General features: G+C 63.2%; 20 protein-coding genes, 1 rRNA gene and 1 riboswitch. Of the genes, 5 read left to right on the forward strand and 16 right to left on the reverse strand.

Features of this window, described 5'->3' with window-relative positions:
- Positions 1-9 precede the first annotated feature (9 nt).
- The 7 genes from L867_RS0117210 to epmA form a co-directional block, all read right to left on the reverse strand.
- On the reverse strand, positions 10-2,484 hold the full coding sequence (locus L867_RS0117210; RefSeq protein WP_028738029.1) for a glycoside hydrolase family 2 protein: 2,475 nt from the start codon (positions 2,482-2,484) through the stop codon (positions 10-12).
- Positions 2,485-2,493: 9 nt separating this feature from the next.
- Positions 2,494-3,462 carry a DUF1839 family protein gene (locus tag L867_RS0117215; protein WP_028738030.1) on the reverse strand — a complete coding sequence of 323 codons (969 nt, stop codon included), beginning with the start codon at positions 3,460-3,462 and terminating at the stop codon, positions 2,494-2,496.
- A gap of 4 nt (positions 3,463-3,466) precedes the next feature.
- Complete coding sequence (locus L867_RS0117220) at positions 3,467-4,375, reverse strand: amino acid--[acyl-carrier-protein] ligase (protein ID WP_028738031.1); 909 nt, start codon at positions 4,373-4,375, stop codon at positions 3,467-3,469.
- Between the two features lie 5 nt (positions 4,376-4,380).
- A complete protein-coding gene (locus L867_RS0117225) occupies positions 4,381-5,562 on the reverse strand; it encodes an acyl-CoA dehydrogenase family protein (protein ID WP_028738032.1) in 1,182 nt (393 codons plus the stop codon).
- Entirely contained in the window at positions 5,562-5,813 is a 252-nt protein-coding gene (locus L867_RS0117230; RefSeq protein ID WP_028738033.1) for an acyl carrier protein, read from the reverse strand. Before L867_RS0117230 ends, L867_RS0117225 begins: the two co-directional genes overlap by 1 nt.
- A 192-nt stretch (positions 5,814-6,005) precedes the next feature.
- Entirely contained in the window at positions 6,006-7,037 is a 1,032-nt protein-coding gene (locus tag L867_RS0117235) for a lysine-2,3-aminomutase-like protein (RefSeq protein WP_181141539.1), read from the reverse strand.
- A gap of 5 nt (positions 7,038-7,042) precedes the next feature.
- The gene (gene epmA / locus L867_RS0117240) at positions 7,043-8,107 is read right to left on the reverse strand and encodes an EF-P lysine aminoacylase EpmA (protein ID WP_028738035.1); all 1,065 of its coding nucleotides are present in this window, start codon (positions 8,105-8,107) and stop codon (positions 7,043-7,045) included.
- A gap of 147 nt (positions 8,108-8,254) precedes the next feature.
- Here epmA and efp point away from each other — a divergent pair, with 147 nt between their 5' ends.
- Positions 8,255-8,824: an elongation factor P gene (gene efp, locus L867_RS0117245; RefSeq protein ID WP_028738036.1), complete on the forward strand. Its 570-nt coding sequence runs from the start codon at positions 8,255-8,257 to the stop codon at positions 8,822-8,824.
- Positions 8,825-8,954: 130 nt separating this feature from the next.
- Here the strand turns inward: efp and L867_RS0117250 are convergent, their stop codons facing one another.
- Positions 8,955-10,439 (reverse strand): NAD-dependent succinate-semialdehyde dehydrogenase, encoded by a 1,485-nt coding sequence (locus tag L867_RS0117250; RefSeq protein WP_028738037.1) that lies wholly within the window; start codon positions 10,437-10,439, stop codon positions 8,955-8,957.
- Entirely contained in the window at positions 10,439-11,722 is a 1,284-nt protein-coding gene (locus L867_RS0117255) for a 4-aminobutyrate--2-oxoglutarate transaminase (protein ID WP_028738038.1), read from the reverse strand. Before L867_RS0117255 ends, L867_RS0117250 begins: the two co-directional genes overlap by 1 nt.
- Positions 11,723-11,882: 160 nt before the next feature.
- Between L867_RS0117255 and L867_RS0117260 the strand changes: the two genes are divergently transcribed.
- Entirely contained in the window at positions 11,883-12,713 is an 831-nt protein-coding gene (locus L867_RS0117260; protein ID WP_028738039.1) for a MerR family transcriptional regulator, read from the forward strand.
- 103 nt (positions 12,714-12,816) lie between these two features.
- On the opposite strand, the gene L867_RS0117265 is transcribed toward L867_RS0117260, so the two are convergent.
- From L867_RS0117265 to L867_RS0117290, 6 genes are all read right to left on the reverse strand, one after another.
- Entirely contained in the window at positions 12,817-14,229 is a 1,413-nt protein-coding gene (locus tag L867_RS0117265) for an efflux transporter outer membrane subunit (protein ID WP_028738040.1), read from the reverse strand.
- A gap of 144 nt (positions 14,230-14,373) precedes the next feature.
- Complete coding sequence (locus L867_RS0117270; protein ID WP_028738041.1) at positions 14,374-17,487, reverse strand: efflux RND transporter permease subunit; 3,114 nt, start codon at positions 17,485-17,487, stop codon at positions 14,374-14,376.
- Positions 17,488-17,531: 44 nt separating this feature from the next.
- A complete protein-coding gene (locus L867_RS0117275; RefSeq protein WP_028738042.1) occupies positions 17,532-18,746 on the reverse strand; it encodes an efflux RND transporter periplasmic adaptor subunit in 1,215 nt (404 codons plus the stop codon).
- 157 nt (positions 18,747-18,903) lie between these two features.
- Complete coding sequence (locus L867_RS0117280) at positions 18,904-19,464, reverse strand: TetR family transcriptional regulator (protein WP_051439059.1); 561 nt, start codon at positions 19,462-19,464, stop codon at positions 18,904-18,906.
- A gap of 119 nt (positions 19,465-19,583) precedes the next feature.
- Complete coding sequence (locus L867_RS0117285; RefSeq protein WP_028738044.1) at positions 19,584-20,534, reverse strand: phosphoribosylaminoimidazolesuccinocarboxamide synthase; 951 nt, start codon at positions 20,532-20,534, stop codon at positions 19,584-19,586.
- Positions 20,535-20,730: 196 nt separating this feature from the next.
- Complete coding sequence (locus L867_RS0117290) at positions 20,731-21,384, reverse strand: energy-coupling factor ABC transporter permease (RefSeq protein ID WP_028738045.1); 654 nt, start codon at positions 21,382-21,384, stop codon at positions 20,731-20,733.
- Between the two features lie 53 nt (positions 21,385-21,437).
- Positions 21,438-21,652: riboswitch (cobalamin riboswitch) on the reverse strand.
- Positions 21,653-21,865: 213 nt separating this feature from the next.
- Here L867_RS0117290 and L867_RS0117295 point away from each other — a divergent pair.
- The gene (locus tag L867_RS0117295) at positions 21,866-22,081 is read left to right on the forward strand and encodes a hypothetical protein (RefSeq protein WP_037173697.1); all 216 of its coding nucleotides are present in this window, start codon (positions 21,866-21,868) and stop codon (positions 22,079-22,081) included.
- Positions 22,082-22,164: 83 nt separating this feature from the next.
- Here the strand turns inward: L867_RS0117295 and L867_RS0117300 are convergent, their stop codons facing one another.
- Positions 22,165-23,595: an aldehyde dehydrogenase family protein gene (locus tag L867_RS0117300; protein WP_028738047.1), complete on the reverse strand. Its 1,431-nt coding sequence runs from the start codon at positions 23,593-23,595 to the stop codon at positions 22,165-22,167.
- Between the two features lie 421 nt (positions 23,596-24,016).
- Between L867_RS0117300 and L867_RS0117305 the strand changes: the two genes are divergently transcribed.
- Positions 24,017-25,462, forward strand: coding sequence for an aldehyde dehydrogenase (locus tag L867_RS0117305; protein ID WP_028738048.1), 1,446 nt, complete (start codon positions 24,017-24,019; stop codon positions 25,460-25,462).
- Positions 25,463-26,065: 603 nt separating this feature from the next.
- A 16S ribosomal RNA gene (locus tag L867_RS0117310) occupies positions 26,066-26,137 on the forward strand; the annotation flags it as partial.

The raw sequence follows: 26,137 nt of genomic DNA on the forward strand, positions 1-26,137 counted from the left end.
GAAGACGTTTCAGAAGGCGATGCGGCGGCGCGAACCCAGTTGGGTGATGGTCCCGGTCGGCTTCAGGCCCGCCGCAGTGTCGTCTCGCGGGGACAAAGCGATGCGGCGCACCGTACCCGGCGCCAAATGGAACCAGTCGTCCTCGGAGCGATAGCCCTCGACTTCGACATGCACCGACTGTGCGAAGGTCGGCGTCGACAGCAGCAGAACCCAGCGGCCATCCACCTCTTCGACGCGAGCCTCGATAGCGGCATCGTGCATGGCCTCGTCCCGGCCGAGCGGAAAATGCCAGGCCTCGGCGACAAGGCGGCCGGTTTCGGCATCTGTCAGTCGGGCGACTGTCACGTCATGGGACGGGGGGCCGAAGCGAAAAGCATAGGTCGTATCGAAGAAGGCGCCGAACAGGTCGGTCGCCGGAAGGCGAAGCGCGGCTCGTGCCGGCACGGTCAACGAACGCCGCCCGCTGACGACGGGCTGGCTGCCGTCGCGGAGACAGGCCAGTTCCAGAACAAGCTCGAGGTTGCCGGCCGTCTCGTTCAGCACATGGACGTCTAGACCGTTGGTGCCCTCGTCGGTGAGGTTGACCTGCACGGGCCGGAAGGCGCGTTTCAGCGCATACCAGACCGGTTTCGGTTCGCCGGTCGAATCGATCACGCCCCAGCCAGGACCGGGCGCCAGATCCTGCAGCGTCCAGACGAGCGCTCCGTTGCAAGTCGAAGCTGTGCTGCGCCATTCGGCATAGGTCTCGGCCACGACTTCGCCGGTGACGGCGCGCGACAGATCGAGGTAACGGGTCGGATCTTCCCGCCTTAGCCGGCACGGGTCGAGCGCGTAGAGGTCCTGGAGATAATGATCGCGGATGTCCTCGAAGTCCCAGGATGCGCCGCGGTCGCGGGGGACGCGGGTCTTCCAGCGCGGGTCGTGGACCGGGGCGACAGGCAGGTGGGCATCGAGCGTCGCCTGCTGCGGCACATGGGCAAAGGCCAGGCTCTCGGCGGCAAAGCGAACCTCAGCCCGGCGCGCATCCTCCAATGGCCGGCAATAGGCGCCGACGCCGTAATAGTGAGTGACGCCTTCATTGGGCGAAAACGGCATGGCGCCCCCAGAGGGAGAGTTTGCCACAAAGGGCACGTCCGGGCGGGTTTCGGCCGCGAGCGACGGCAGGGTCTCATCGTAGAACGACGTCTTCCAGATGCGCTCTGGCAGGCCCAGCATGGCGCCCTGTTGATAGACTTCGCTGCCGCCGCACAGAATGGCGAGGGAGGGGGAGCCCTGGATTGCGTCTAGAAACTGGCGGACCTCACGATCGACCTTCGCGGCAAAGACCTCGTCCGCGGTCGGGTAGTCGAAATTGGCGAACATCAGGTCCTGCCAGACGAGAAGCCCCAACTGGTCGCAGAGGCGGAAGAAATCCGCGCTCTCATAAGTCATCGTGCCGCCGATGCGGATCATGTTCATGCCGGCCTCGGCGGCGAGCGTCAGCCAGGGCGCATAGTCTTCCGCTGTGCCGGGCAGGCGCAGGATATCGGCATTGGTCCAGACCGCGCCGCGACAGAAGACCGCTTCACCGTTGACGACGAGGCCGAAGCCGCGTCCATCCGGTCCCCGGTCGATCTCGATGCGGCGGAAGCCGACGAGGCCGAGCGAATGCGGCCGGCCGTCGAGCGTCAGACGCGCATCGTAGAGTTTTGGTTCGCCGTGGGTGCGCGGCCACCAGGGCTCGATGGCGGGAAGGGCGAGCTCGGCGGTCCATCTGCCGTCGTCGTTGAGCTGAAGCCGGGTTTCGCGACCGGCGCAGGACAGGCTGAGGCCCTTGACCTCTCCCTCCAGTACGAAGGAAACGGAAAGCCGACCGGTGCCGTCCGTGTCGAGGCCGGCGCGGACGGCAAGATCGGAAATCGCGTGGCTGGATCGGCGTATCAGGCTGATCGGCCGATAAGGCCCGACGGGATGGATTTCGGGGCACCAGCCGGGCATGTGGCCGAGCGGCGTCGTGCGGATCAGCCGCAGGCCCTGGTGGTCCATCATCTGGGGGCGCCAACGTGCCCGGGGCCCGCGCTTGTCGAGATGGGGTGCAAGGGCTCTAAAGCAGATGGCGATCTCGTCGCGGCCGGTGAGGACGAGATCCAGATCATGGGCCTCGAACATGCTGTCCGAGGTGAGGCGCAGCTCGCCGTTGACGTAGATTTCGGCAATGGTCGCAAGGCCGGCGAAACGCAGGATCGCCGGGCCTTCCGCTTCGCCTTCGAGCGAGCGGAAATACCAGGCGTCCTTGTCGTGCAGCGGCTGCGGTCTTTCCCGGTCGAAGAGGCCGGCGGCTGCCAGCGCAGAAGCCACCGTGCCGGGAACCGGTGCCGAGATGCGGGCGGCGGGGCGATGGACCTCGTTCGGGCCGGCATAACGACCCGCTTCGGTGACGAGCAGCGTCCAGCCGTGCTCCAGCGGGCGTTCGTCCGCTGCGAGGTAAGTGGTCAGGCCCGTCATCATGCCTCCTCAGGCGAGGTTTTTGCCAAGTTCTCCGACGAGCTTGTCCCAAGCCTCGGCCGCCGGGTCCAGAGCGGATCGCAACGGATCGAACTTTTTCCGCGTCACCGCACGGGCCAGCTGGAACTGAACGGTCTTGGCCGTCTCCGAGATCTTCAGGGCGTGCGCGGCGGCTTCTTCGAATTGCGACGGCGAAAGCCAGGCCAGATGGCTGGCGAGAAGCTCGAAGTTGGCGCCGAACTGGCGCAGCGTGTTGAAGGCATATGTGTGGAAATAACCGAAGGGCCGTTCCGCGATCGCCTCGACCTGGGTCGGGAAGACTTCGGCAAAGGCGGCAATCGGATTGGCGTCGGGACGGCGGGCAAAATGCCGCTTCAGCAGGCGCCGGGCGGTTTCGCGCTGGTGCTCGCCCGAGGGCCTTGTGGCTGGAAATTTGGCGAACTCGGTGTAGGGCAGGAAGGGCAGGGCGCCTTCCGGCAAATGGTGCTGCAAAAGCCCGTCGAAGTCTTCTCCTTCGACGCGGAAGAAGCCGCCATTGTGGAAGTAGTCCATCGTCCGGCCTTCAAGGTCGAGGCGGTTGATGGCGACCGTCGTCTTTCCATGCTCCTGGCGATAGCCGACGCCGCGGGTGTCCGGCAAGAAATAGCTGTCCATCTCGACGAGGCATAGCCGGCCACGCGCGATCTGCTGGGCGACATGGGCCTCGACGGTGTCGAAGATCGCCAGTTCCGTGACGCGGATACCGTACAGATCTTCGAGGTCTTCCAGCGGCACCTTGAAGAAGGTCAGCTGGTCGCCCTCGAAGTCCTGGGTCAGCGTGAAGCCGAGCATGGCTTCGGGCGCGAGGCCGAGCGTCGCCAGCACCTCGATCCACAGGTCGACATAGCAGTTGGTTTCCGGCCACATGCGTTCGCTCGCATGCAGCGCATGGGGCTTGTAGGTGGCCGGATCCAGTCCGGGAAAGACCGCAGGCGTCACCGGATCAGCCCCAGAGTGCGGCGCGAACCGATGCAGGCCACTGGTCGACGTCGAGCCCGTGGTGATGGAAGAGCGCGAGCGCGATGCGTTCCAGGCCGAAGCCGACGCAGGCGGTGTGTGCCACCGAACCATCGGCGAGGTTCAGACCCCATTTCGACCCGAAGGCGTCCTGATGATAGTTGAAGCTCATGCAGGCCGTCGGATTGGAGACCGAGGTGATCGGGATCAACAGCTCGAACTTGAGGTTCTGGTCGCGCTGGTTGTTGGCGAGCATCTTGCCGGCGCGGCCGAAGAACGGGTCGTTGGCGACGTCGATCTCGACCGGCAGGCCGACCTCGGCCATGATCTTCACGCCGCGATCCATCCATATCTGGCGGAAGTCGGTAACGTGGTCCTGGCTGCCCATACAGACATATTCGCGCATGCGGAACAGTTGCTGGCGGGCCGGGTCGTTGGAAGGCTCATGACGGAAGCAGTAGGACTGCAGGTCGTAGAGCCCGCCCTTTTCCGGCAGGTTGCCGCGCTTGGCGATCGTCGGATAGAGCGGATAACAAGCCGCCGGCGTCAACACGATGTCGGTCGCCTTCTGCTCGGCCGTCCAGTCCTCGTCTGCGTCCATGCATTTCAGCAGGCTGACATGGTCGAGTTCGTTGCCGCAGAAGCTGTGCACGGTGCCGGCCAGCTGCGGGAAGCTCTTCATGTAGCCGCTTTTTTCAAAATAGGCGCGGTTCATGCCCGGCGGGAAACGAATCGCTTCGGCACCGTCGGCCGCGCCGTAGCGGTCGATCAGCCGCTCGAAGGCGGCAATCACATCCTCGAAGCGGCCACCGCGTCCATAAAGGCCGTCGACGCCGGTCTCGATCAGCAGGCCGCTCTCGAAGAGGCGGTCCAGAAAGCTCGTCTGCATATCCATTGGCTTCACCCCAGCAAACCTGTTTCCTGTTTATGAACCAGCAGCATGTTCGAGGTGTTCGCCAGGATGCGATCGTTCGAGATCATGAGCTGCGCGGAATGGGCATCGCGGAGATGCCGGCCGAGACTGTAGGGCGTCCCGTTCTTGTAACCGAGAATGCCGCAGATCCGCATGGCCTGGTTGATGACCGGCAGGATCATTTCCGAGGATGCGATCTTCACGTTGTTCATCGCCACGGCGAAGCCCATCGACGAAAGGCGGTCCTGATCCTTGCGGGCCGCCTCGAAGGACTGGAGGCCGTTGACGATATTGGCACGGATCGCCTGCAGCTGGCTCGACATCTCGGCAAGCTGAACGAGGCCGGGCGGCTGTGTGCCGGGTGCCTTGCGGGCAGCGGCGCGCACGAAGTTCTGGGCACGCGCGAAGGCATCGACCGCGATGCCGTACCAGAGCGAGCTCCACAGCAGGTGGGCACTCGCCAGCATGGACTGGGCGGCGATCTCGGCGAAGGGTTGCGGAAGGATCTGTTCGGCCGGTGCTTCGCCCTTGAAGATGAAGCCGTCGGAACAAGTGCCGCGCATGCCGAGCGTGTCCCAGGTCTGGGTGTGCTCGAGCGTGTACTGGTCTTTGAGGAAGACGGTCATCACCTGGTCGGACGAGGCCGCGTCCTTGTGGCTGCGCGAGGTGATCAGGATGGCGTCGCAGTCGATGCCGTAGGAGATGACGGTCGCGTCCTTCTCCAGGGTGCAGCGGCCTTCCTTCACTTCGATCGCGCAGATGCTGTTGCGCATGTTGCCGCCGATGCCGGCTTCGGTCGTCGCCGAGCCGAGGAGCAGCTGTTCCGCTGCCACCCGGCGCATGAATTCGCGGTGCCACTCGGCTTCATGCCCGTGCGACACGAGGCTCGAGACCTTGATCTGGTGCATGGCGAAGATCATCGCGCTCGAAGCGCAGGCCTGGCCGATTATGGTGCAGACCTCCGCGATCTCGGAGGTGGACAGGCCTTCGCCGCCCAGTTCCTCGGGGATCATGATGCCCATCAGTTTGACGGCCTTCATTTCCTCGATCGCTTCGCGGGGAAAACGTCCCACCTTGTCGACGTCGTCGGCATAGGCCGCAGCGACCGTGGCGACCCGAATGGCGCGGGCCTTCAGGTGCGCTTCCTGGGGTTTAGTGGAGAGGTCCATCAGGCGACCTTTCTATCCTCGAGAATGGATTTGACGGTGGCTTCGATCGCGCCAATGCTGGCGAACGACTTGCGATTCAGCAGGTGGTCCGGGAACTCGATGTCGAAGGCTTCCTCGAGACCGAGCATCAGTTGCACCGAGGCGAACGAGGAGAGGCCAGCCGCATAGAGATCGGCGTCGTCGGCGACGGTGTCGACGGAGACGGGCAGGCCACCGAGTTTCGCCAGCAAAGTCCGAATTGTTTCGTTCATCTACTTACCCTTCCCGGATGCTATTCTTCCAAAATGTTGGGTAATTTCTTATGCGCGAAAGCATAAGATTCCGCTAAATGCCGTAGTTAAGGAAAACTGAGCGACGCTGATGATTGTCAACGGATGCCGGAACGAAGGGCATATGAGTTCCGCGGCGCGGCAAAAAGCGCGAAATCGGGAAAATTTTCGGGTTTAGGGGTAGTGGTGAATATCGCCATTGCGATCCGTGACAGCATAGCGTCCAGGCTCGATTTCGCTCAGCATGCCGTCGCCTATGGACACCTTTCCGTGGCCGCCCGGCAGATCGAGGATATAGGTGGGAATGCAGAGGCCGGAGACCTTGCTGCGCAAGGCCTGCATGATCGCCTGGCCCTCGGCGATCGACAGGCGGAAATGGCCAGTTCCCGGCGCCATGTCCGGGTGATGCAGGTAATATGGCTTAACCCTTGCCTCGACGAAGGCGCGCATCAGTTCGGCGAGCACGTCCGGATCGTCATTGATGCCCTTCAAGAGCACGCTCTGGCTGACCATGGCGATGCCGGCATCGACGAGCCGGGTGCAGGCATCCCGGACGGTTTTAGACATTTCGCGCGGATGGTTGGCGTGCAGCGCGACATATGTCGTCTTGCCGCTGGCCTTGAGGGCATCGATCAGCTCGCCATTGATCCGCGCCGGATCGACGGCGGGGACGCGGCTGTGGATGCGCACGATCTTCACATGCGGGATCGTCGCCAGCGCTGTCATGATCTCCCGCAGGCGGCGGGGCGACAGGATCAGCGGATCGCCGCCCGTCAGGATGACTTCCCAGATTTCGGTATGGGAACGAATATAGGCGAGGGCCGTTTCCAGCTCTGCCGGCGGCAGGTTGCCGTCGCCCTGCGGCCCGACCATTTCGCGGCGGAAGCAGAAACGGCAATAGACCGGGCAGACATGCACGACCTTCAGCAGTACGCGGTCGGGATAACGGTGAACGATGCCCTCGACCGGGCTGTGGACGTGATCGCCGATCGGATCGGCCCGTTCGTCGGGCGTTTCGATCAGTTCCGCCGCCGTCGGCAGATACTGCAGGGCGATCGGGTCGGCCGGGTCCGACCTGTCGATTAGAGACTCCACGGTCGGGGTGAGGCCGATCGCATATTTCGAAGCCACGCGCTCGAGCGCAACACGTTCATCCGGCGTGACAAGGCCGGCGGCGATCAGGTCTTCGACATTGCGGAGGCCCATGGTGCTCACAACGACGTCTCCGCCACCGGTGCCCACATCACCTGATCGATTCGCAGGGCACCCGTTGCCAGCATGACCAGCCGGTCGAAGCCAAGGGCGATGCCTGAGGCGTCCGGCATGATCGAAAGGGCGCCGAGGAAATCCTCGTCGAGCGGATAGGTCTCGCCATAGACGCGCTGTTTTTCCGCCATCTCGGCCTCGAAGCGACGGCGCTGTTCGCCGGCGTCGGTCAGTTCACCGAAGGCATTGGCGAGTTCGACGCCGCATGCATAGAGCTCGAACCGCTCCGCAACGCGCCGGTCCCTGGCGGAGGGGCGTGCCAGCGCCGCCTCGCAGACAGGGTATTCGTCGAGGATCGTGACACGACCGAAGCCGAGATGCGGTTCGACCTTCTCGACGATGACGCGGCTGAACAGGTCCGCCCAGGTGTCGTCATCGGCGACCCGCATGCCGGCCTTGCCCAGTTCGGCTGCCAGATGGTCCCGATCGGTGGAACCGTCGGCCTCCACCGAGGCCAGCAGGTCGATCGCGGCATGGCGCTCGAAGGCTTCGGCCACCGACAGGCGTTCCGGCTCCAGGAAGGGATCGCAGGTCCGGCCGCGATAGGCGAAGCTGCGCGTCTTCGTCGTTTCAGCGGACAGGGCGAGAAGGGCTTTGCAGTCCTGCATCAGGACCTCGTAGCCTTCTCCGACCCGGTACCATTCGAGCATGGTGAATTCGGGGTGGTGCAGCGGCCCGCGCTCGCGATTGCGGTAGACGTGGGCAAAGCAGGATATGCGGGGCTCCCCTGCCGCCAACAACTTCTTGCAGGCGAATTCGGGCGAAGTGTGCAGGTAGAGCGGAGACGCTACGCCGTCATTGCCGATCGCTTCGGTGGCAAAGGCGTGCAGATGGGCCTCGTTGCCGGGTGAAACCTGCAGGGTCGCCGTATCCACCTCGATGAAGTCGCGATCGGCGAAATAGCCACGGAATGCCGACTGGATGGCATTGCGGCCGAGCAGGAAAGGGCGCCGGTCGGCATGGGCCGAAGGCGTCCACCAGGCGGCAGAAGAGCGGCGGCGATCGTTCATTCCGGCTTTCTCGGTCCTTGTTGCAACGCGGGCTGGCTATTTGGCCGATTTTGGGTTAGTTGCGCCCAGGAAAATTTCAAAAAAGACGTCAGCAGGGACGGCGGGTCGTCCTTTACGACGGGACCCTCGCAGTTACAAGGAATTCCAATGGTCAAGGTCATCGCCTCTTCGGTTCGCAAGGGCAACGTTATCGATGTGGACGGCAAGCTCTATGTCGTTCTCACCGCCGAAAACTTCCATCCCGGCAAGGGTACGCCTGTCACCCAGGTGAACATGCGCCGCATTGTCGACGGCGTGAAAGTGTCGGAACGCTGGCGCACCACCGAGCAGGTCGAGCGCGCCTTCGTCGAAGACGTGAACTTCCAGTTCCTCTATGAGGACGGCGAAGGCTTCCACTTCATGAACCCGGAATCCTACGACCAGGTCGTGGTCGATACCGAGACCATGGGTGACCAGAAGGCCTATCTGCAGGAAGGCATGACCTGCATCCTGTCCATGCATGAAGGCATCGCGCTTGCCATCCAGCTGCCGCGTCACGTGACGCTCGAGATCGTCGAGACGGAACCGGTCACCAAGGGCCAGACGGCGTCGTCTTCCTACAAGCCGGCCATCCTGTCGAACGGCCTGCGCACGCTGGTTCCGCCGCATGTCGAAGCCGGCACGCGCGTCGTCATCGCGACCGAAGACAATTCCTACGTCGAGCGTGCGAAGAACTGATTTTCGCGTCCATTTCCATCTCGTGAAAAGGCCCGGCCGCCATTGGCGCCGGGCCTTTTCAGTTGCGCAACAGGGCAAAACAAATCCCCGGCGCTCGCGCCGGGGATGGATCGCTCTGAATGTCTGAGGCTTATTCGATGCCGCCCAGGCACATGTATTTCAGCTCGGTATAGTCATCGATGCCGTACTTCGAGCCCTCGCGGCCGAGGCCGGACTGCTTGATGCCGCCGAACGGAGCGACCTCGGTGGAGATCAGGCCGGTGTTGATGCCGACCATGCCATATTCGAGCGCTTCGGCGACGCGGAAGATCTTGGCCACGTCCTTCGAGTAGAAGTAGGAGGCAAGGCCGAACTCGGTGTTGTTGGCGAGCTCGATGACTTCCTCTTCGGTCTCGAACTTGAAGAGCGGCGCGACCGGGCCGAAGGTTTCTTCAACGGCGACCTTCATGTCGGAGGTGACGCCGGTGAGGATCGTCGGCTGGAAGAACAGGCCGCCCTGATCGGCCGGCTTGCCGCCGAGAGCCACCTTGGCGCCCTTGGAGACGGCGTCGGCAACGTGCTCCTCGACCTTCTTCAGGGCATTGGTGTCGATCAGCGGGCCGGTCGTCACGCCTTCGGCAAAGCCGTCACCCACCTTCATCTTGCCGACGCGCTCGGCGAGCTTGGCGGCGAAGGCGTCATAGACGCCGGACTGGATGTAGAGACGGTTTGCGCAGACGCAGGTCTGGCCGGCATTGCGGTACTTGGAGATCATCGCGCCTTCGACAGCGGCGTCGAGGTCCGCATCGTCGAAGACGATGAACGGGGCGTTGCCGCCGAGTTCAAGGCCGAGCTTCATGATCTGGTCGGCACCCTGGCGCATCAGGATGCGACCGACATTGGTCGAGCCGGTGAAGGTCAGCTTGCGAACCTTGTCGTTCTCGCAGAACTCCTTCCCGACCATGGCGGCATCGGTCGAGGTGACGACGGAGAAGACGCCGAGCGGCAGGCCGGCGCGTTCGGCGAGGATGGCAAGTGCCAGCGCCGAAAGCGGGGTCTGGGCGGCGGGCTTCGACACCATGGCGCAGCCGACAGCGACGGCGGGGGCCATCTTGCGGGCCAGCATGGCGTTGGGGAAGTTCCACGGCGTGATGGCGCCGACCACGCCGACCGGCTGGCGGATGACCATGATCCGCTTGTCGGCCTGGTGACCCGGGATGGTGTCGCCATAGACCCGCTTGGCTTCCTCGCCGAACCATTCGACGTAAGAAGCGCCGTACAGGATTTCCCCACGCGCTTCCGGCCAGGGCTTGCCCATCTCCATCGTCAGGATGGTGGCCAGGTCGTCGGCATTGGCGACCATCAGATCGAAGAGCTTGCGCAAAATACCGGCGCGTTCCTTGCCGGTCTTCTTTGCCCAGGTCTTCTGCGCCTTGTCGGCGACGGCGATCGCGCGGGCGACCTCCGCCTTGCCGAGATCCGGAAGGACGGCGATCACGTCGCCGGTCGCCGGGTTGGTCACTTCAAAGGTCTTGCCGCTGGCGGCTGCCGAAACCCACTCGTCGCCGACAAGAGCCTTGTCGGTGGCGAGGGAGGCATCCTTCAGCTTCGAGGCCAGGATGTTGGAAATGGTCATTACTTCTTTTCTCCCACAACTTCGCGGATCGAGGCTTCGATGATGTCGAGCGCTTCGTTGAAGACCTCGTCCTGGATGGTGATCGGCGACAGGAAACGGATGACGTTACCATAGACGCCGCAGGTCAGAAGGATAAGACCCTTTTCCAGCGCCCTCAGGCGGATGGCGTTGGTGAGGTCGGCATCCGGCTTGGTCGAACCGGCCTGACCAAACTCCACGGCGACCATGAAGCCTGGGCCGCGGATGTCGGAGATCTGCGGAATGTCGGCGCGCAGGGCTTCGAGGCGCTGCTTCAGACGGCCGCCCAGCTGGTTGGCGCGATCGCAGAGCTTTTCTTCCTCGATGACGTCGAGCACGGCATGGGACGCGGCGATCGCCAGCGGGTTACCGGCATAGGTGCCGCCGAGGCCGCCGGGGCCGGGGGCATCCATCAGCTCGGCGCGGCCGGTGACGGCGGACAGCGGGAAACCGCCGGCGAGGCTCTTCGCCATGGTCATCAGGTCAGGCTGGACGTCGTAGTTTTCCATGCCGAACAGCTTGCCGGTACGGGCAAAGCCGGTCTGGACTTCGTCGGCGATCAGCAGGATGCCGTGCTCGTCGCAGATCTGGCGAACGGCCTTCATCAGCGCGCGCGGCACTTCGTAGAAGCCGCCTTCGCCCTGAACCGGCTCGAGAATGATCGCGGCGACGCGCTTCGGGTCGACGTCGGCCTTGAACAGCTTGTCGAGAACGTCGAGCGATTCCTCAACGCTGATGCCGTGCAGTTCGATCGGGAAGGGCACGTGGAAGACGTCGCCCATCATCTGGCCGAACCCGACCTTGTAGGGAACGACCTTGCCGGTCAAAGCCATGCCCATGAAGGTGCGGCCGTGGAAGGCGCCGGTAAAGGCGATGACGGCCGAACGGCCGGTCGCGCAACGGGCGATCTTGACGGCGTTCTCGACGGCTTCGGCGCCGGTCGTGGCGAAAATTGTCTTCTTCGGGCCGGCGATCGGAACCAGCTTGTTCAGGCGCTCGGCCAGCGCGACATAGTTTTCGTAGGGCAGGACCTGGTGGCAGGTATGGGTGAAACAATCGAGCTGCTTCTTCACCGCCTCGATGACCTTCGGGTGACGATGGCCGGTGTTGAGAACCGCGATACCGCCGGCGAAGTCGATGTAGCGACGACCCTCGACATCCCAGACCTCGGCGTTTTCGGCCTTGGCGGCATAGATCTGAGTGGTCATGCCGACGCCGCGCGAGATGGCGTCGTTCTTGCGAACTGCGATTTCGGAGTTCTTCATTTCGAAATTTCCTCTGGTGAGCGGTTGACCCTCGGCGTCGGCCATTCGTGTGCGATCGCAAGGCTGCAATATTTCCTACATTTTTTCTGTAGACTTGCAATATGGTTTGTCGCAATTATCACGCATGGCAATGACATCGCGCTGACAGGGTTCGATCCGCATGGATGATATCCGTTTCAAGATTGCCGAAGCCGCCCGGATGGCGGGTGTTTCCCCCTCCACGCTCAGGCTGTGGGAGACCCAGGATCTGATCGAGCCGATCCGGACACCATCCGGCCAGCGGCTTTATGATCGTGCGCTCGTCGAGCGACTGAAGACGATTGCCTGGCTGCGCAGCGAGAAGGGACTCAATCCGGCAGCGATCCGTCAAAGCCTTCGTGACGAGGATGCGGCAGACGAGGCAGGCTTTCCCGAGGGCGAAGCCGACGGTGGTTCCGAGCCGGCGGAAATACCGGTCGGACTCAAGATCCGCCGCCTGCGGCGAGATGCAGGCAAGACGCTTGATGCTGTCGCCCAGGCGACCGGCGCCTCGGTGTCGCAGCTCTCCACCTTCGAGCGGACCTCGCAGGGCCTTTCCTTCACCGCGCTGCATGGCGTTGCGGCCTTTCTCGGCACGACGCTCGCGTCGCTCAGCGGTCAGGAGCAGGGGCAGGGCGGGGAATCACTGATCCGCGACGGCAAATGGCCGACCTGGCCGACCACCACCTCCGGGGTGAAGGTCCAGGTGCTGGCCGAAGGCCGCAACCAGATGGAGTGCAACCGCTTCCAGCTGGCACCGGGTGCTTCCAGCGAAGGGGCCTACCAGCACGAAGGCGAAGAGTTCATCCATGTGCTGTCGGGCAGCCTGGAGATCATTCTCGATGGCGACCGTTTCTTCGAGCTGCATGCCGGCGACAGCTTCTATTTCGAAAGCCGCAGACCGCATTCCTGGCACAACAGCTTCGACGGCGAGACGGTGCTGCTGTGGATCAACACACCCGCCACGTTCTGATCGGGCTGGGTGATCGCACCCTTCGCGGTCTGTCAGCTGGAAAAGAAAAACCCGGCGACCGTCTCCGGTCGCCGGGTTTTTGTGTCTCTCAGATCGGTCGCGGTTACAGGCCGGCCTTCTTGTCGAAGGCATAGCCGCCGCCGATGGCGACGTTGAGCGCGACGTAGTCGGCAGCCATCTGCTGGACGGCCTGGGCGAGGCTTGCCTGGGCCGTGGAGACCGAACGCTGGGCGTCGAGCACGTCGAGCAGCGAGGATGCGCCGTCCTTGTAGCTCGCCGTCGAGAGCGAAAGGGCTTCCTCGTAGGAGCGGACGGTCGCGGTCAGCGCGCTGACCGTCTGGCTGTCGCGGTTGACTGCCGCCAAGGCATTCTCGACCTCTTCGACAGCGTTGAGGACGGAAGCCTTCCAGGCGAGATACGCGCCACGGGCCGAGGACTCGGCGATGTCGACATTGGCCTTCAGTCGGCCGCCATCGAGGATCGGCAGGGTCAGGCTCGGGCCGAACGACCAGGAGGTCAGGCTGCCGGCGAGCGACTTGGTCGAGATCCACGAGGGCGAGATCGAACCACCCAGCGTGATCGACGGATAGAGCTGCGCCTCGGCAACACCGATCTCGGCGACGGCTGCCGCGAGTTCGCGCTCGGCCTTGCGAATGTCCGGGCGGTTGCGGATGAGGTCGGCGGGAACGCCAGCATTGATGCTGCGCCGTGCGAGGGGCTGAGGCGCGCCCTTCTGCAAGTCGGCGATCAGCGACGAGGCCGGCAGACCGAGCAGCGTGGCGATGTGGTGGGCCGACTGGCGGAAGCTCGTTTCGAGGCCCGGCAGGTCGGCGAGCGTCGAGTTGACCAGACCTTCGGACTGCACCACGTCGAGGCGCGAAGCCGCACCGGCTTCGAGCTGCAGCTTGGTGAGGTCCAGGGTCTCGCGCCGCGAAGCGAGATTCTTGCGGGCGATCGCGATGCGCTCCTGATAGTAGCGCGCATTGATGTAGGAGGTCACCAGGTCAGAAAGATAGGAGAGCTTGGCGACATCGGCGCTGGCATAGGCCGCATCGAGCGAGGCCGTTGCGCCTTCCTTGGCGCGGCGATACTGGCCGAAGAGGTCGAGGAGCCAGGAAACGCTCACGCCGCCACTCGCCGTGGAGGTCGTGTCCGTGGTTCGGGCGCTGTAGTCGCCGGTGCCCTTGGACTTGCCGAGAGACTCGTCGGCGGAAACACCCAGCGAGGGAAGCGCGCCAGCGCCGGCAACGACGACATTGGCTTCCGCAGCCGTGATGCGCTCAAGCGCCTGCAGGACGTCGAGGTTCTGGTCGAGGCCCTGCTCGACCAGGCCGTTGAGGCGCTTGTCGTTGAATGCGGTCCACCAGGCAGCCATGGCGACTTCGCCATTGCTCTTCTTACCGCCTTCGGCGAATTTTTCCGGCAGCGGGGTCTGTGGCTGCGTGTGGTCCGGGCCGGTTACACAGCCGGACAGCAGCAGCAATACGAGGGGGGCGGCTACGCGAATGGATACCATCGTCTTATCCTAGATTGCATTCAGGGTGTCGAACGCAAGGTTCAAGGTCCTCATGACCTGTCGCCGCGCGCCCCGTGCCTCAACTGCGCCGTGATTCGTCGATCGCGGCGCAGATAATTTGTTAACCTACCAAGTCGTTGAATGTCATGACAGGGCCTCTTTCGCTTTTGCACGGGTTGTAAGCTTGCGCACAATCACAAAGAAGGACGGAACGAAGAAAATACCGAGCAAGGTCGCTGCCAGCATACCGCCAAGCACGCCAATGCCGATCGAGTTCTGTGCCGCCGAGCCGGCGCCGGTGGCAATCGCCAAGGGAACGACGCCGAGGATGAAGGCGAGCGAGGTCATGACGATCGGCCGCAGGCGCAGGCGTGCTGCTTCCAGCGTCGCATCCATCAGGCCCACGCCGCGATCCATGCGGTCTCTGGCGAATTCCACGATCAGGATGGCGTTTTTCGCGGCGAGGCCGATCGTGGTCAGCAGGCCGACCTTGAAGTAGACGTCGTTCGCCTGGTCGAAGAAATAGGCGGCGGCAAGCGCACCAAGCACGCCGACCGGTACCGCCATGATGACCGAGAACGGGATCGACCAGCTCTCATAGAGCGCAGCCAGGCAGAGAAAGACGATCAGCACGGAGAGGCCGTAGAGCAGGGGAGCCTGCGAACCCGACAGGCGCTCCTGATAGGAGATGCCCTGCCATGCGACGGAATAGCCGCCGTCGAGGCTTGCCGTCAGCCGTTCCATCTCGTCCATCGAGTCGCCGGAGCTGACCCCGGGGCCTGCGGCGCCATCCAGCGAAATGGCGCCGATGCCGTTGAAGCGCGCCAGAGTGGGCGGACCACCGACCCAGGACACCTGGCTGAAGGCGGAGAAGGGCACCATTTCGCCAGCCGTATTGCGGGCATACCAGTGACCGAGGTCGTCTGGCTGCATGCGATATGGTGCGTCGCCCTGTACGTAGACGGGTTTCAGTTCGTTGTTGAGCGTGAAGTCGTTGACATCGCGGCCGGCAAAGATCGTCGAGAGCATGGAGTTGACCGATGCGAGATCGAGCCCCATGGCACCCATCTTTTCCTGGTCGAGCAGGATCTTCAGCTGGCTTTCTGCGTCCGGGCTGTTGGACCTGAGCGAGCTGATCTTTGCGTTGGCGCTGCCCATGCCGATGAGCTTCTTCGATGCTGCCGTCAGCGCATCCGTGCCGGTGTTGCCGCTGTCAACGAGGTACATGGAGAAGCCGCTGGACGTGCCCAGACCCGGAATGGCCGGCGGCTGGAGCGGGAAGGCCATGGCGTCGCGCAGGGTAAAGAAGTAGCCCATGGCGCGCTGGACGATGGCAGAGGCGGCGAGTTCCGGCGTCGTGCGCTCCTCGAAGTCCTTGAGCTTGGCGAAGACCAGCGCGTAGTTCTGGCCCTGGCCGACGAAGCTGAAACCGGACACGGCGAAGACGTCCTGAATGGCGTCCTTTTCCTTCTCGAGATAGTAATCCTCGATCTTGTGGATGACTTCCTCGGTGCGGGCCGTGGTCGCGCCGTTCGGCAGCTGGACGATAGTCATCAGCACGCCCTGGTCTTCCTGGGGCAGGAAGGAGCTCGGCAAGCGCGAGAAGATCCAGGCGCAGCCGCCAAGAACGATGACGAACATCAGCATGACGCGCAGCGGACGCTTCAGAAGATAGCCGATGCTCAAGACATAGCCGCCCGTCGTCCGGTCGAAATTGCGGTTGAACCAGGCGCCCGGTCCGCGACGCTCCTTGGTGTGGTCGATCGGTTTCAGCATCGTGGCGCAGAGCGCCGGAGTGAGCACGATGGCGACCACCGCGGAGAGCAGCATTGCCGACACGATGGTGATCGAGAACTGGCGATAGATGATCCCGGTCGAGCCGCCGAAGAAGGCCATCGGAATGAACACGGCCGTGAGGACCAGCGCGATGCCGACGATGGCGCCGGTGATCTCGCCCATCGACTTCTCTGTCGCCTCGAGCGGCGAGAGGCCTTCCTCCGACATGATTCGCTCGACGTTCTCGACCACGACGATGGCGTCGTCGACGAGCAGGCCGATGGCGAGAACCATGGCGAACATGGTGAGGGTGTTGATCGAGTAGCCGGTCACCGCGAGGATGCCGAAGGTTCCGAGCAGCACGACGGGAACGGCGATCATCGGAATGAAGGTGGCGCGCAGGTTCTGCAGGAAGATCAGCAGCACGAAGAAGACCAGCACGATGGCTTCGATCAGCGTGTGGACCACCTTCTCGATCGACAGCTGCACGAAGGGGGTGGTGTCGTAAGGATAGGTGATGATGACGTTTTCGGGCAGCGTCGGAGCGATGGCCGAAAGCGCGACCTTGACCCGGTCAGCCGTATCCAGCGCATTTGCGCCGGTTGCGAGGTTCACCGCGAAGCCGGTTGCGGGCTTGCGGTTGGCGCGGGTGTTGGTGGAATAGCTTTCCTGGCCGATTTCAATGCGGGCGACGTCGCTCAGACGAACCGTCGCACCATCGGTCTCGACCTTGAGGATGATGGATTCGAAATCCGAAACGCTCCTGAGCTGGCTCTGGGCCGTCACGGTGACGTTGATCTGCTGTCCCGCGGCCACCGGCTGCCCGCCGATCGAGCCGACGGACACCTGGGTGTTCTGGGCCTGGATGGCGGTGGTTACGTCGGTCGGGGTCAACTGGAACTTGTTGAGCTTGAAGGGATCGAGCCACACCCGCATGGCGTAGCCCGTGCCGAAGACCTCGATGCTGCCGACGCCTTCCAGGCGCTTGATCTGGTCCTCGATCTTCGTCGAGAAGATGTCGCCGAGCTCTACGGGGCTGCGTTCCGAATCCGTCGATACCAGCGCGCCGACGAGCAGGATGCTCGAGGTGGACCGGGTCACCGAGATGCCGGCCGACTGCACGACGTCGGGCAGCTGCGACTGAACCAGCTGCAGCTTGTTCTGCACCTGCACCTGGGCAATGTCCGGCTCGATATTGTTGCCGAAGGTCAACGTGACCGACGCCTGGCCGGTGCTGGACGACGACGTCATGTAGGTCAGGTCGTCGAGGCCGGTCATGCCGTCCTCGATGATCGATGTGACCGACTTTTCGACGGTCTCGGCGCTGGCGCCGTTATAGCTTGCGGAAATGCGCACGGTGGTCGGCGCGATCTCCGGATATTGCGAAATGGAGAGCGACGAGATCGCCAGCGCCCCGCCCAGCATGATCACGATCGCGATCACCCATGCAAAGATTGGACGGCGAATAAAAAACTTGGCCATTGGTTACCCCTTAGCGCCTGTATACTGCCTGCTGAACCGCAAAATCACGGCTTTGCGGCCGGGGTTGCTTCCGGCGCCTTGGGCGTTTCGACGACCAGGCCCTTGGCATCGACAGTGGCTTCCACCGGGGCTACCGGAGCGCCGTCGCCGATCCACTGGAAGCCGTCGACGATCAGCTTGTCGCCGTCGTTGATGCCTTCGGTGACCAGCCAGTTATTGCCCGAAACAGCGCTTTCGGCGAAGGAGCGGGTCTCGACGACGTTCTGCGCATTGACGAACTTGGCGGTCAGTTCCCCGCGGGCGTCGCGCATGGCGGCGCGCTGCGGGATCAGATAGCCGTTCTCCTTGCCGACGGTGACGGTGGCGCGGACATACATGCCCGGCAGGATCATGTCGTCCGGGTTGTCGAACACGGCCCGGATCGAATAAGTGCCGGTCGTCTCGCTGACCGCCATATCCGACATGTCGAGCTTGCCGACATGCGGGTATTCAATGCCGTCTTCCAGCGTCAGGTGGATGTCGGCCGTGTCGTCGTTGCCGCCCTCGTCCAGCCGGCCGGCGGCGATCGATTGCTTCAGGCGCAGCAGGTTGGCGCTCGATTCCGTCAGTTCGATATAGATCGGATCGAGGCGGCGCAGCGTGGTCAGTGCATCCGTCTGGTTGGCCGTCACGACATTGCCGATCGAGAAATTCGAAGTGCTGGTGACGCCGTCGAACGGTGCTTCGATGCTGGTGAGGTCGAGGTTGATCTGCGCGGAGTTCAGCGACGCCTTGGCTTCCGCCACGTCGGCCTTTGCCTGGAGCAGCGTGACCTTGGCGTTCTCGAACTCGATCTGGGTCGCACCGCTGCCGACCAGCCGCTCGTAGCGCGCAAGATTTGCCTCGGCGCTCGGAACCCCGGCCTCGGCCTTGGAGAGGCTGGCTTCCGCCTGCGCCACCTGGGCGCGGTAGGTGTCGTCCTCGATCTTGTAAAGCAGGTCGCCTGCCTTCACCTCGCCGCCTTCCCTGAAGGCGATTTCCTTGATGATGCCGCTGACGCGCGGGCGGATCTCGGCGACCTGGAAGGCTGCGGCGCGCCCCGGAAGCAGGGTGGTGAGAGGCTGTTCCGCCTTCTTCATGATGACGACGCTGACGGGTGACGGCGGCCGTTCGGCGCCGGCCGCGGCGGGTGCCTTGCCGTCGGTGGCTGCATCGTTGCAGCCTGCCAGTGCAGCGGAAAGAGCCAAAAGGGCCGTGGTCAGCTTGAGGTGTCTTTTCATGGTGTTTTCCGGGTCATCATTGAGGCAGGGCAGTGTAGCGCTAAAGCATGACGGCCCGTCATGGAAATTAACTTTTGTTAACCGGCCGACCGAGCACACGCGCGGGCAATGGAATAAGGACTGGTATCAATTGCCAAGTGACGTATTCAAACGATCGTCACTTTGCAAGGGGGCTTTGCAATGCAGCATTGATGAGCGAGACAACATCTTCGCAGCGTGTTGCCAATATGTCAGCCTTTTCGTTCGCGATCATGACGGGATGCAGAACGCAGGCAAGGGCCAGGAAGGCCGAATTTGCCGCCTTGCGGCTGTCCGTGACTGTGTATACGCCCTCGGCGATGCCATCTTCGACAATGGACGACAGCTCGTCCACGAGCATGTCGCGATAGCGATGGCCACACTGGAGGTCGTCTTTGGCGGTCAGCAGGACCATTTCGAACAGGTGAGGGTTTCTTTCGAGGTCGCCGAGGTGGCTTTCCATCAGCTGCTTGACGAAATCCAGCAGACGTCCGGGCGCCCTTTTCTCCGTATCGAGGTAGCCCAGGCGGGCGATCATGTTTTCGATGTGGCGCGAGGAGATGGCGTCGACCAGGCTGGTCTTGGTATGGAAGTGCTTGAACACATTCGCCGGCGACATGCCGAGTGCCGTAGCAATGTCGGCGATCGCGACGCTGCCATAACCGCGGGTGCGGAAAAGATGCTCAGCGGTGTTGAGGATGTCCTCGCGCGTTTCCTCGGCCGGCCGGCGGGTGCGGCGCGCCGGTAAAGCGGCGGTGCCGCCGCAGGTGGCCTCGGCATTGGCCGGTCTTGCCGTTTCACGCGCGGTTGGCACGGGGCTCAACTCCCTGGGAAATATGGGGCAAGGTTCATGCGGACGCGATCGCGCGGGGTCTCGCAACCGTCATCCGGCACAAACTGAAGCCCGGTGATGGTCTCGTAGGCCTTTATATAGACCTTGGAGGTTTCCTCGACCAGTTCGACCGGGATTTCCGGGATCTCATCTTTGTAGGGGTCGCAGCGCTCGGCGACCCAGGACCGGACGAAATCCTTGTCGAAGCTTGCCGGACGCTCGCCCTTCTCGAAGCTCTGTTGATAGCTGTCGGCGATCCAGTAGCGGCTGCTGTCCGGGGTGTGGATCTCGTCGGCGAGCAGGATGTTGCCGTCGGCATCGGTGCCGAACTCGTATTTGGTGTCGACCAGGATCAGGCCGCGCCGCGCTGCGATTTCCTGGCCGCGGGCGAACAGCGCCAGGGCATAGGCGGAGACCGTATCCCACTGCTTCTGCGTCAGCAGGCCTTCCGATACGATCTGCTCGGCGCTCAGCGGCTCGTCATGGCCGCCATCGAAGGCCTTGCTCGTCGGCGTGATGATCGGCTGCGGCAGGACCTGGTTGTCGCGCAGGCCGTCCGGCAGGGTGATGCCGTACATGGCGCGCTCGCCCTTCTTGTAGAGCGTAAGCACCGAGGTTCCGGTCGTGCCGGCGAGATAGCCGCGTACGACGATCTCGACCGGCAGGATGTCGAGCCGCTTGCCGACCACGACGTTCGGGTCCGGATAGGCGATCACGTGGTTGGGGCAGATGTCCGCGGTTTGCTCGAACCAGTAGCGCGCGGTCTGGGTCAGCACCTGTCCCTTGTAGGGAATGCAGGTGAGGATCCGGTCGAAGGCGCTCAGGCGGTCGGTCGAGACGATGATGCGGCTGCCGTCGGGCAGATCGTAGTTCTCGCGCACTTTGCCGCGATAGTAGTTCGGCAGTTCGGGGAAGTGTGCTTCGGAGAGAATGCGCAACGGCGTTACCCTTTGATCAGCGGGTCGAAACGGCGGATGTGCCAGCCGGACCGTGGTTTCCAGCCGGCCGGAAATCGAGCCCGGGCGGCTTCTGTAAGGCCGGTATCGCAAGCCGGCCGATTTTTCAAAGAAAAAAGCGCGTGACCCGGGCCACGCGCTTCATGTCTTCAATTATGCGGCACCGGCTCCGGCGCCATCAGGCGAAGGTCAGGCGGTTCACTTCGGTCATGCGCGAGACGAGACCGTTCGCGCGAAGACCCTTGATCAGCGAGACCACCGAGAAGGTGATGACCGCTTCGGCGACGAAGACCGGGAAGTAGGCGGCGACCCAGGTGGCCCAGTCGGTGACGGCAAAGCTGTCGTTCGAGATCATCAGCCAGAAACCGACCATGGCGGAAACGCCGGCATAGTAGACGGCGTCAATGCGCAGGACCTTGCCGAGGCTGAAGCGGTCGCCAAGGTTCGCGTCGAACAGGCGGCGGCCGAAGCTGTAGTGCGCCGCGACCATCGGAATCATCAGGGACAGCGCGTTGACGCCGAGATGCGGGATGTCGCCCGGCTCGAACAGGAAGGCCTGCAGCACGAGGCCAAGGGCAAAGCCGAGCATGGCGGGCGCAAAGCCGAACAGCATGTAGATGGTCGTGGCGCCGATCAGATGCAGCTCCGAGGGGCCGACGGGCAGGTGCCAGATCTGCATCATGGCCGAGAATCCGACGGCGGCCAGGATTGCCTTCGGCACGACCAGCGGGTTCTTGACGATCGCCGGGAGCTGTGCGGCGACGAGGGCGAGAGCGGCGGCGTTGGCGAGTGCGATACGCGCCGGATCGATGATTCCAACTTCAATATGCATGTGTCATTCCTTTCGTCCGCGCCCACCGCGCGGTTCTTCAAGTGGATGCCGCTTTCGCGGCGTATGCGATGGCAGGTCTCCTGGCTTGCGGGTCTTGGCTCGGTCCGCCTTATCAGCCGTTTCCGGCCAATGGCATTGTGGACGTCGCTCGCCGCTTACAGTTGCGGGGGCAGCCACGGTTTCGGCCCCTGATGGGTAGTCCTCACCGTATTCCCTCTTCGTCCGCCTCTCCGTTCGGTTCGGCGGAACCATCACACCAAAACTAATAGGATCAATGCGCGGTGCCTGTCCAGAAGCGCCATTCGCTTTGCTGGTTGGAGCGGTGCCGGAGGCGCGTTTTTCCAGCCAAGCCTCGGGAGAGATCGGTCCGTGCCCGGGGCCGCGGCTTGGCAAACGTCATTTTGCCGCATTGTGGCGGCTGCCGGCGGTCGATAGGTGTGACAAATATCAAGAATGGGCCGGGCCCGGAAAGGATGAAGCGATGATTGCGCGAATGATCTATCACGTGCCGGTGTTCGGCTGGATGCTGAAGGAGGCCGTCAGCGGCTCGACCACGGCTAAGGTCCTCTTCATTGTCAATCTGCTGCTCGTCTGGCTGCTCGCCATCCTCGCCTTTGGTTATCCGGCGATCATCATTCCGGCCTTGACGGCCGTGCCGCTGATGTTCGTCGTCCTCATCCTGATCACCAAGGGATGAAACGACACGGGCCGGCAAGCCGGCCCGTGTCGCATTTGAAGGTGTGAGCCTCCCCCGAGAGCGGAGGCGGACTTCAGTCGGCGTCAAGCCAGCGTGTACTGGGTCTTGACTGTGGTGAAGAACTCGGCGGCGTAGCGGCCCTGTTCCCGCGGACCGAAGGACGAGCCCTTGCGCCCGCCGAACGGCACATGGAAGTCGACACCGGCGGTCGGAAGGTTGACCATCACCATGCCGGCTTCCGCGTTGCGGCGGAAATGCGTCGCGTGCTTCAGGCTGGTGGTGGCAATGCCCGACGACAGGCCGAACGGTGTGTCGTTGGCGACAGTGAGGGCTTCCTCATAGTCCTTGACGCGAATGAGCGAGGCGACCGGGCCGAAGATTTCCTCACGCGAAATGCGCATCTGGTTGGTGGCTTCGGTAAACAACGCCGGCTGCAGATAGAAGCCGGGCGTCTCGCGGTTGAGGCGTTCGCCGCCGAAGGCCAGCTTGGCCCCTTCCGAACGACCGATGTCAATATAGTCGATGTCCTGCATCAACTGGCGCTCGTCGACCACCGGGCCGATATGGGTGCCGGCCTTCAGCGCATTGTCCACGGTGACGGTCTTCAGGCGCTCGATCAGCGCGGCGACGAAGCGGTCGTGGATGCCCTCGGTGACGATCAGGCGGGAGGATGCGGTGCAGCGCTGGCCGGTCGAGAAGAAGCAGGAATTGAGCGAGGCTTCGACGGCAATCGAGAGGTCTGCGTCGTCGAGGATGACGAAGGGGTTCTTGCCGCCCATTTCCAGCTGGTACTTGCGGCCGTGTTCGATCGAGGCGAGCGCCACGCGCTTGCCGGTTCCGACCGAGCCGGTGAAGCTGATGCCGGCGAGGTCCGGGCTGTCGAGCATGACCTGGCCGATGACCGAGCCCTTGCCCATGACGAGATTGAAGACGCCCTTCGGCAGGCCGGCGCGATGCAGGATGTCGGCGAGCGCCCAGGCGCAGCCGGGAACCAGTTCGGCCGGCTTCAAGACGACCGTATTGCCGTAGCAAAGGGCCGGAGCGATCTTCCAGGCCGGAATGGCGATCGGGAAGTTCCATGGGGTGATGAGGCCGATCGGGCCGATCGGCTCGCGCGTGATCTCGACGCCGATGCCCGGACGGACCGACGGCAGGCTCTCGCCGGCGAGCCGCAGGCATTCGCCGGCGAAGAAGTCGAAGATCTGGGCGGCGCGGATCGTTTCGCCGATCGCCTCGGGCAGGGTCTTGCCCTCCTCGCGGGCGAGCAGCGTGCCGAGTTCTTCCTTGCGGCTAAGAATCTCGTCGCTCGTCTTCCTCAGGATTGCATGACGCTCGAGGATGCCGGAGCGCGACCATGCCGGAAAGGCGGCCTTTGCCGCCGAAATCGCTGCCCGCATGTCGTCCGGCGTGCCCTGCGCATAGAGGCCGACCACGTCATTGGTGTCTGAAGGATTGCGGTTTTCGGTCGCGTTGCCGCCGACCCATTCGCCGGCGATGAGATTGTTGAATGTCATGGGGTGTTCCTTCCGATGGAATGGGGTCGGCGCAAGGCCGCGGGTCCGCTTGCGGATGACTGGGGTTCTGCGTGCAAATTGTCAGCACGGCGGCAATTTGGCAAGGCTGATATATCTGCAAGCGTCCGTCAGGGCCAGTCGGCATAGGTCGTTTGGAGGTCGGGCGCTGCTCTTCGCGGTGTAACACGCCACTTCTCTATAGGGAGCCAGGAGGCGGCTGCTCCGGCTTGAAGACGTGGCCGACATGCGCCATTTGCCATATCGACGGCGCAACGGTCTGGGAGGATCCGCATACGCGGTTACGGCCGGGGCCTCCACCTGACTGCGTTGAACACCATCCGTTCGCGTGAACGTATTTCACTCCAGATCACAGGCGTTTTCAGCCAGACATTTTCATCAACAAAGAAGAGGGCACCATATCATGGATATAAAGCAGATCATCAACGGTCAGGCGGTCGCCGCGATTTCCGGGCGGACCTTCGTGCGCCACGATCCCTTTACCGGTGCCGTCGCCAGCACCGCGCCGGCCTCCGGTATAGAAGACGTCAAGGCGGCGGTTGCGGCGGCCTCGGCCGCCTTTCCTGCCTGGTCGAAGACGGGACCCGGCGCTCGGCGCGCGCTTCTCTCCAAGGCGGCCGACGTCATGGACGCCAAGGCGCCGGATTTCATCGCCCTTCTGACCGCCGAGACAGGCGGCACGGCACCCTGGGCCGGGTTCAATGTGATGCTGGCCGCCAACATGCTGCGCGAGGCCGCAGCGATGACCACGCAGATCCACGGCGAGATCATTCCCTCCGACAAGCCGGGTTCGCTGTCGATGGGCATGCGCCAGGCAGCCGGCGTCTGCGTCGGGATCGCGCCCTGGAACGCGCCGGTGATCCTCGGGACCCGCGCCATCGCCACGGCGCTTGCCTGTGGCAATACCGTCATCCTCAAGGCCTCGGAGCAATGCCCGGGCCTGCATGTGATGATCGGCCAGGTGATGGTCGAGGCCGGCCTTCCTGCCGGCGTCGTCAACGTCATCACCAATGCACCTGAAGATGCGGCGCAGGTGGTCGAGGCGCTGATTGCCGCGCCGGAAGTCAAGCGCGTCAACTTCACCGGCTCGACCCGCGTCGGGCGGATCATCGGCGAACTCTGCGGCCGGCACCTGAAGCCGGCTCTGCTCGAACTCGGCGGCAAGGCCCCGCTGATCGTGCTCGATGACGCCGATATCGACGGGGCCGTCAATGCGGCGGTGTTCGGCGCCTTCATGAACCAGGGGCAGATCTGCATGTCGACCGAGCGGTTCATCGTTGACGAGAAGGTCGCCGACGACTTCGTCGCCAAGCTTGCAGCGCGTGCGGCGCAACTGCCGGCCGGCGATCCGCGCGGCCATGTGGTGCTCGGCTCGCTGGTGAGCCCGGAGGCGGCAGCCAGGATGGAGGCCATGGTGGCCGATGCGGTGGAGAAGGGGGCCAAGGTCGTGGCAGGCGGCAAGCGCCACGGTTCGGTGTTTGAGGCGACCGTGATCGACGCCGTCCAAGACGGCATGCGCGTCTTTACCGAGGAATCCTTCGGTCCGGTGAAGCCGGTGATCCGCGTTTCCGGCGAAGAGGAAGCGATCCGCGTGGCCAATGACAGCGAGTACGGTCTGTCCTCGGCGGTCTTCAGCCGCGATATCCAGCGGGCCATGCGAGTGGCCGAGCAACTCGAGACCGGGATATGCCACATCAACGGGCCTACCCTGCATGACGAGGCGCAGATGCCGTTCGGCGGCGTGAAGGGCAGCGGCTATGGTCGCTTCGGCGGCAAGGCGGCGATCGCCGAGTTCACCACGCTGCGCTGGGTGACCATCGAGGACGCGCAGCAGCACTATCCGTTCTGAGGATCGGGCAAAAAGCGGCCAGCGGGGTATGTGTCTCGCTGGCTGCGCACCGCTCGCGCGATTGGATGGCCGGTATTGAAATCGAGGGTTGCGGCTCCCATTTGAAGTCCAGCAATTGCTACGGCGCTGGCGAAGCCCTTTGCGGCGAACCGGATCCATGGCGAATGTGCGGTCAGAATTTACCCTGCTTTTTCCGTGACTTATCAAAAACGACAGTTTTTTGACAATTGGCTGTTGACGGGAAAAGGGAGTGGCCGTATAAGCCGCTTCACCGAACGAGAGGGCGGCGCCGACGAGGCGAGCGGCACTCTGGTTCAGACTAAAACCTCTAGAAATTGGCTGAGATGCTGATGGATTGCCGGACCGGATGGTTTGGTGTTGAGTTTTTGTGACGGCTGATTGTCGTCTGTTTTTTGACAATTGAAGATGAGAAGAAAGAGAAACGTGGACGGCGGCGTCGCGGGAAGAGCTTTAGGGCTTTTCTACGAATGATACGCAGACGGTCACGTTTTGATATGAGAACAGCCGCTTCTGGCTTAGGTTGGAAGCGAAGTTGGTTCTCGTCGATTCAGAACATACAGTGATTAGTCTAGATTGAATTCTCAACTTGAGAGTTTGATCCTGGCTCAGAACGAACGCTGGCGGCAGGCTTAACACATGCAAGTCGAGCGCCCC

It is taken from the genome of Paenirhizobium selenitireducens ATCC BAA-1503, assembly GCF_000518785.1.
GTDB classification, from domain to species: Bacteria; Pseudomonadota; Alphaproteobacteria; order Rhizobiales; family Rhizobiaceae; genus Allorhizobium; species Allorhizobium selenitireducens.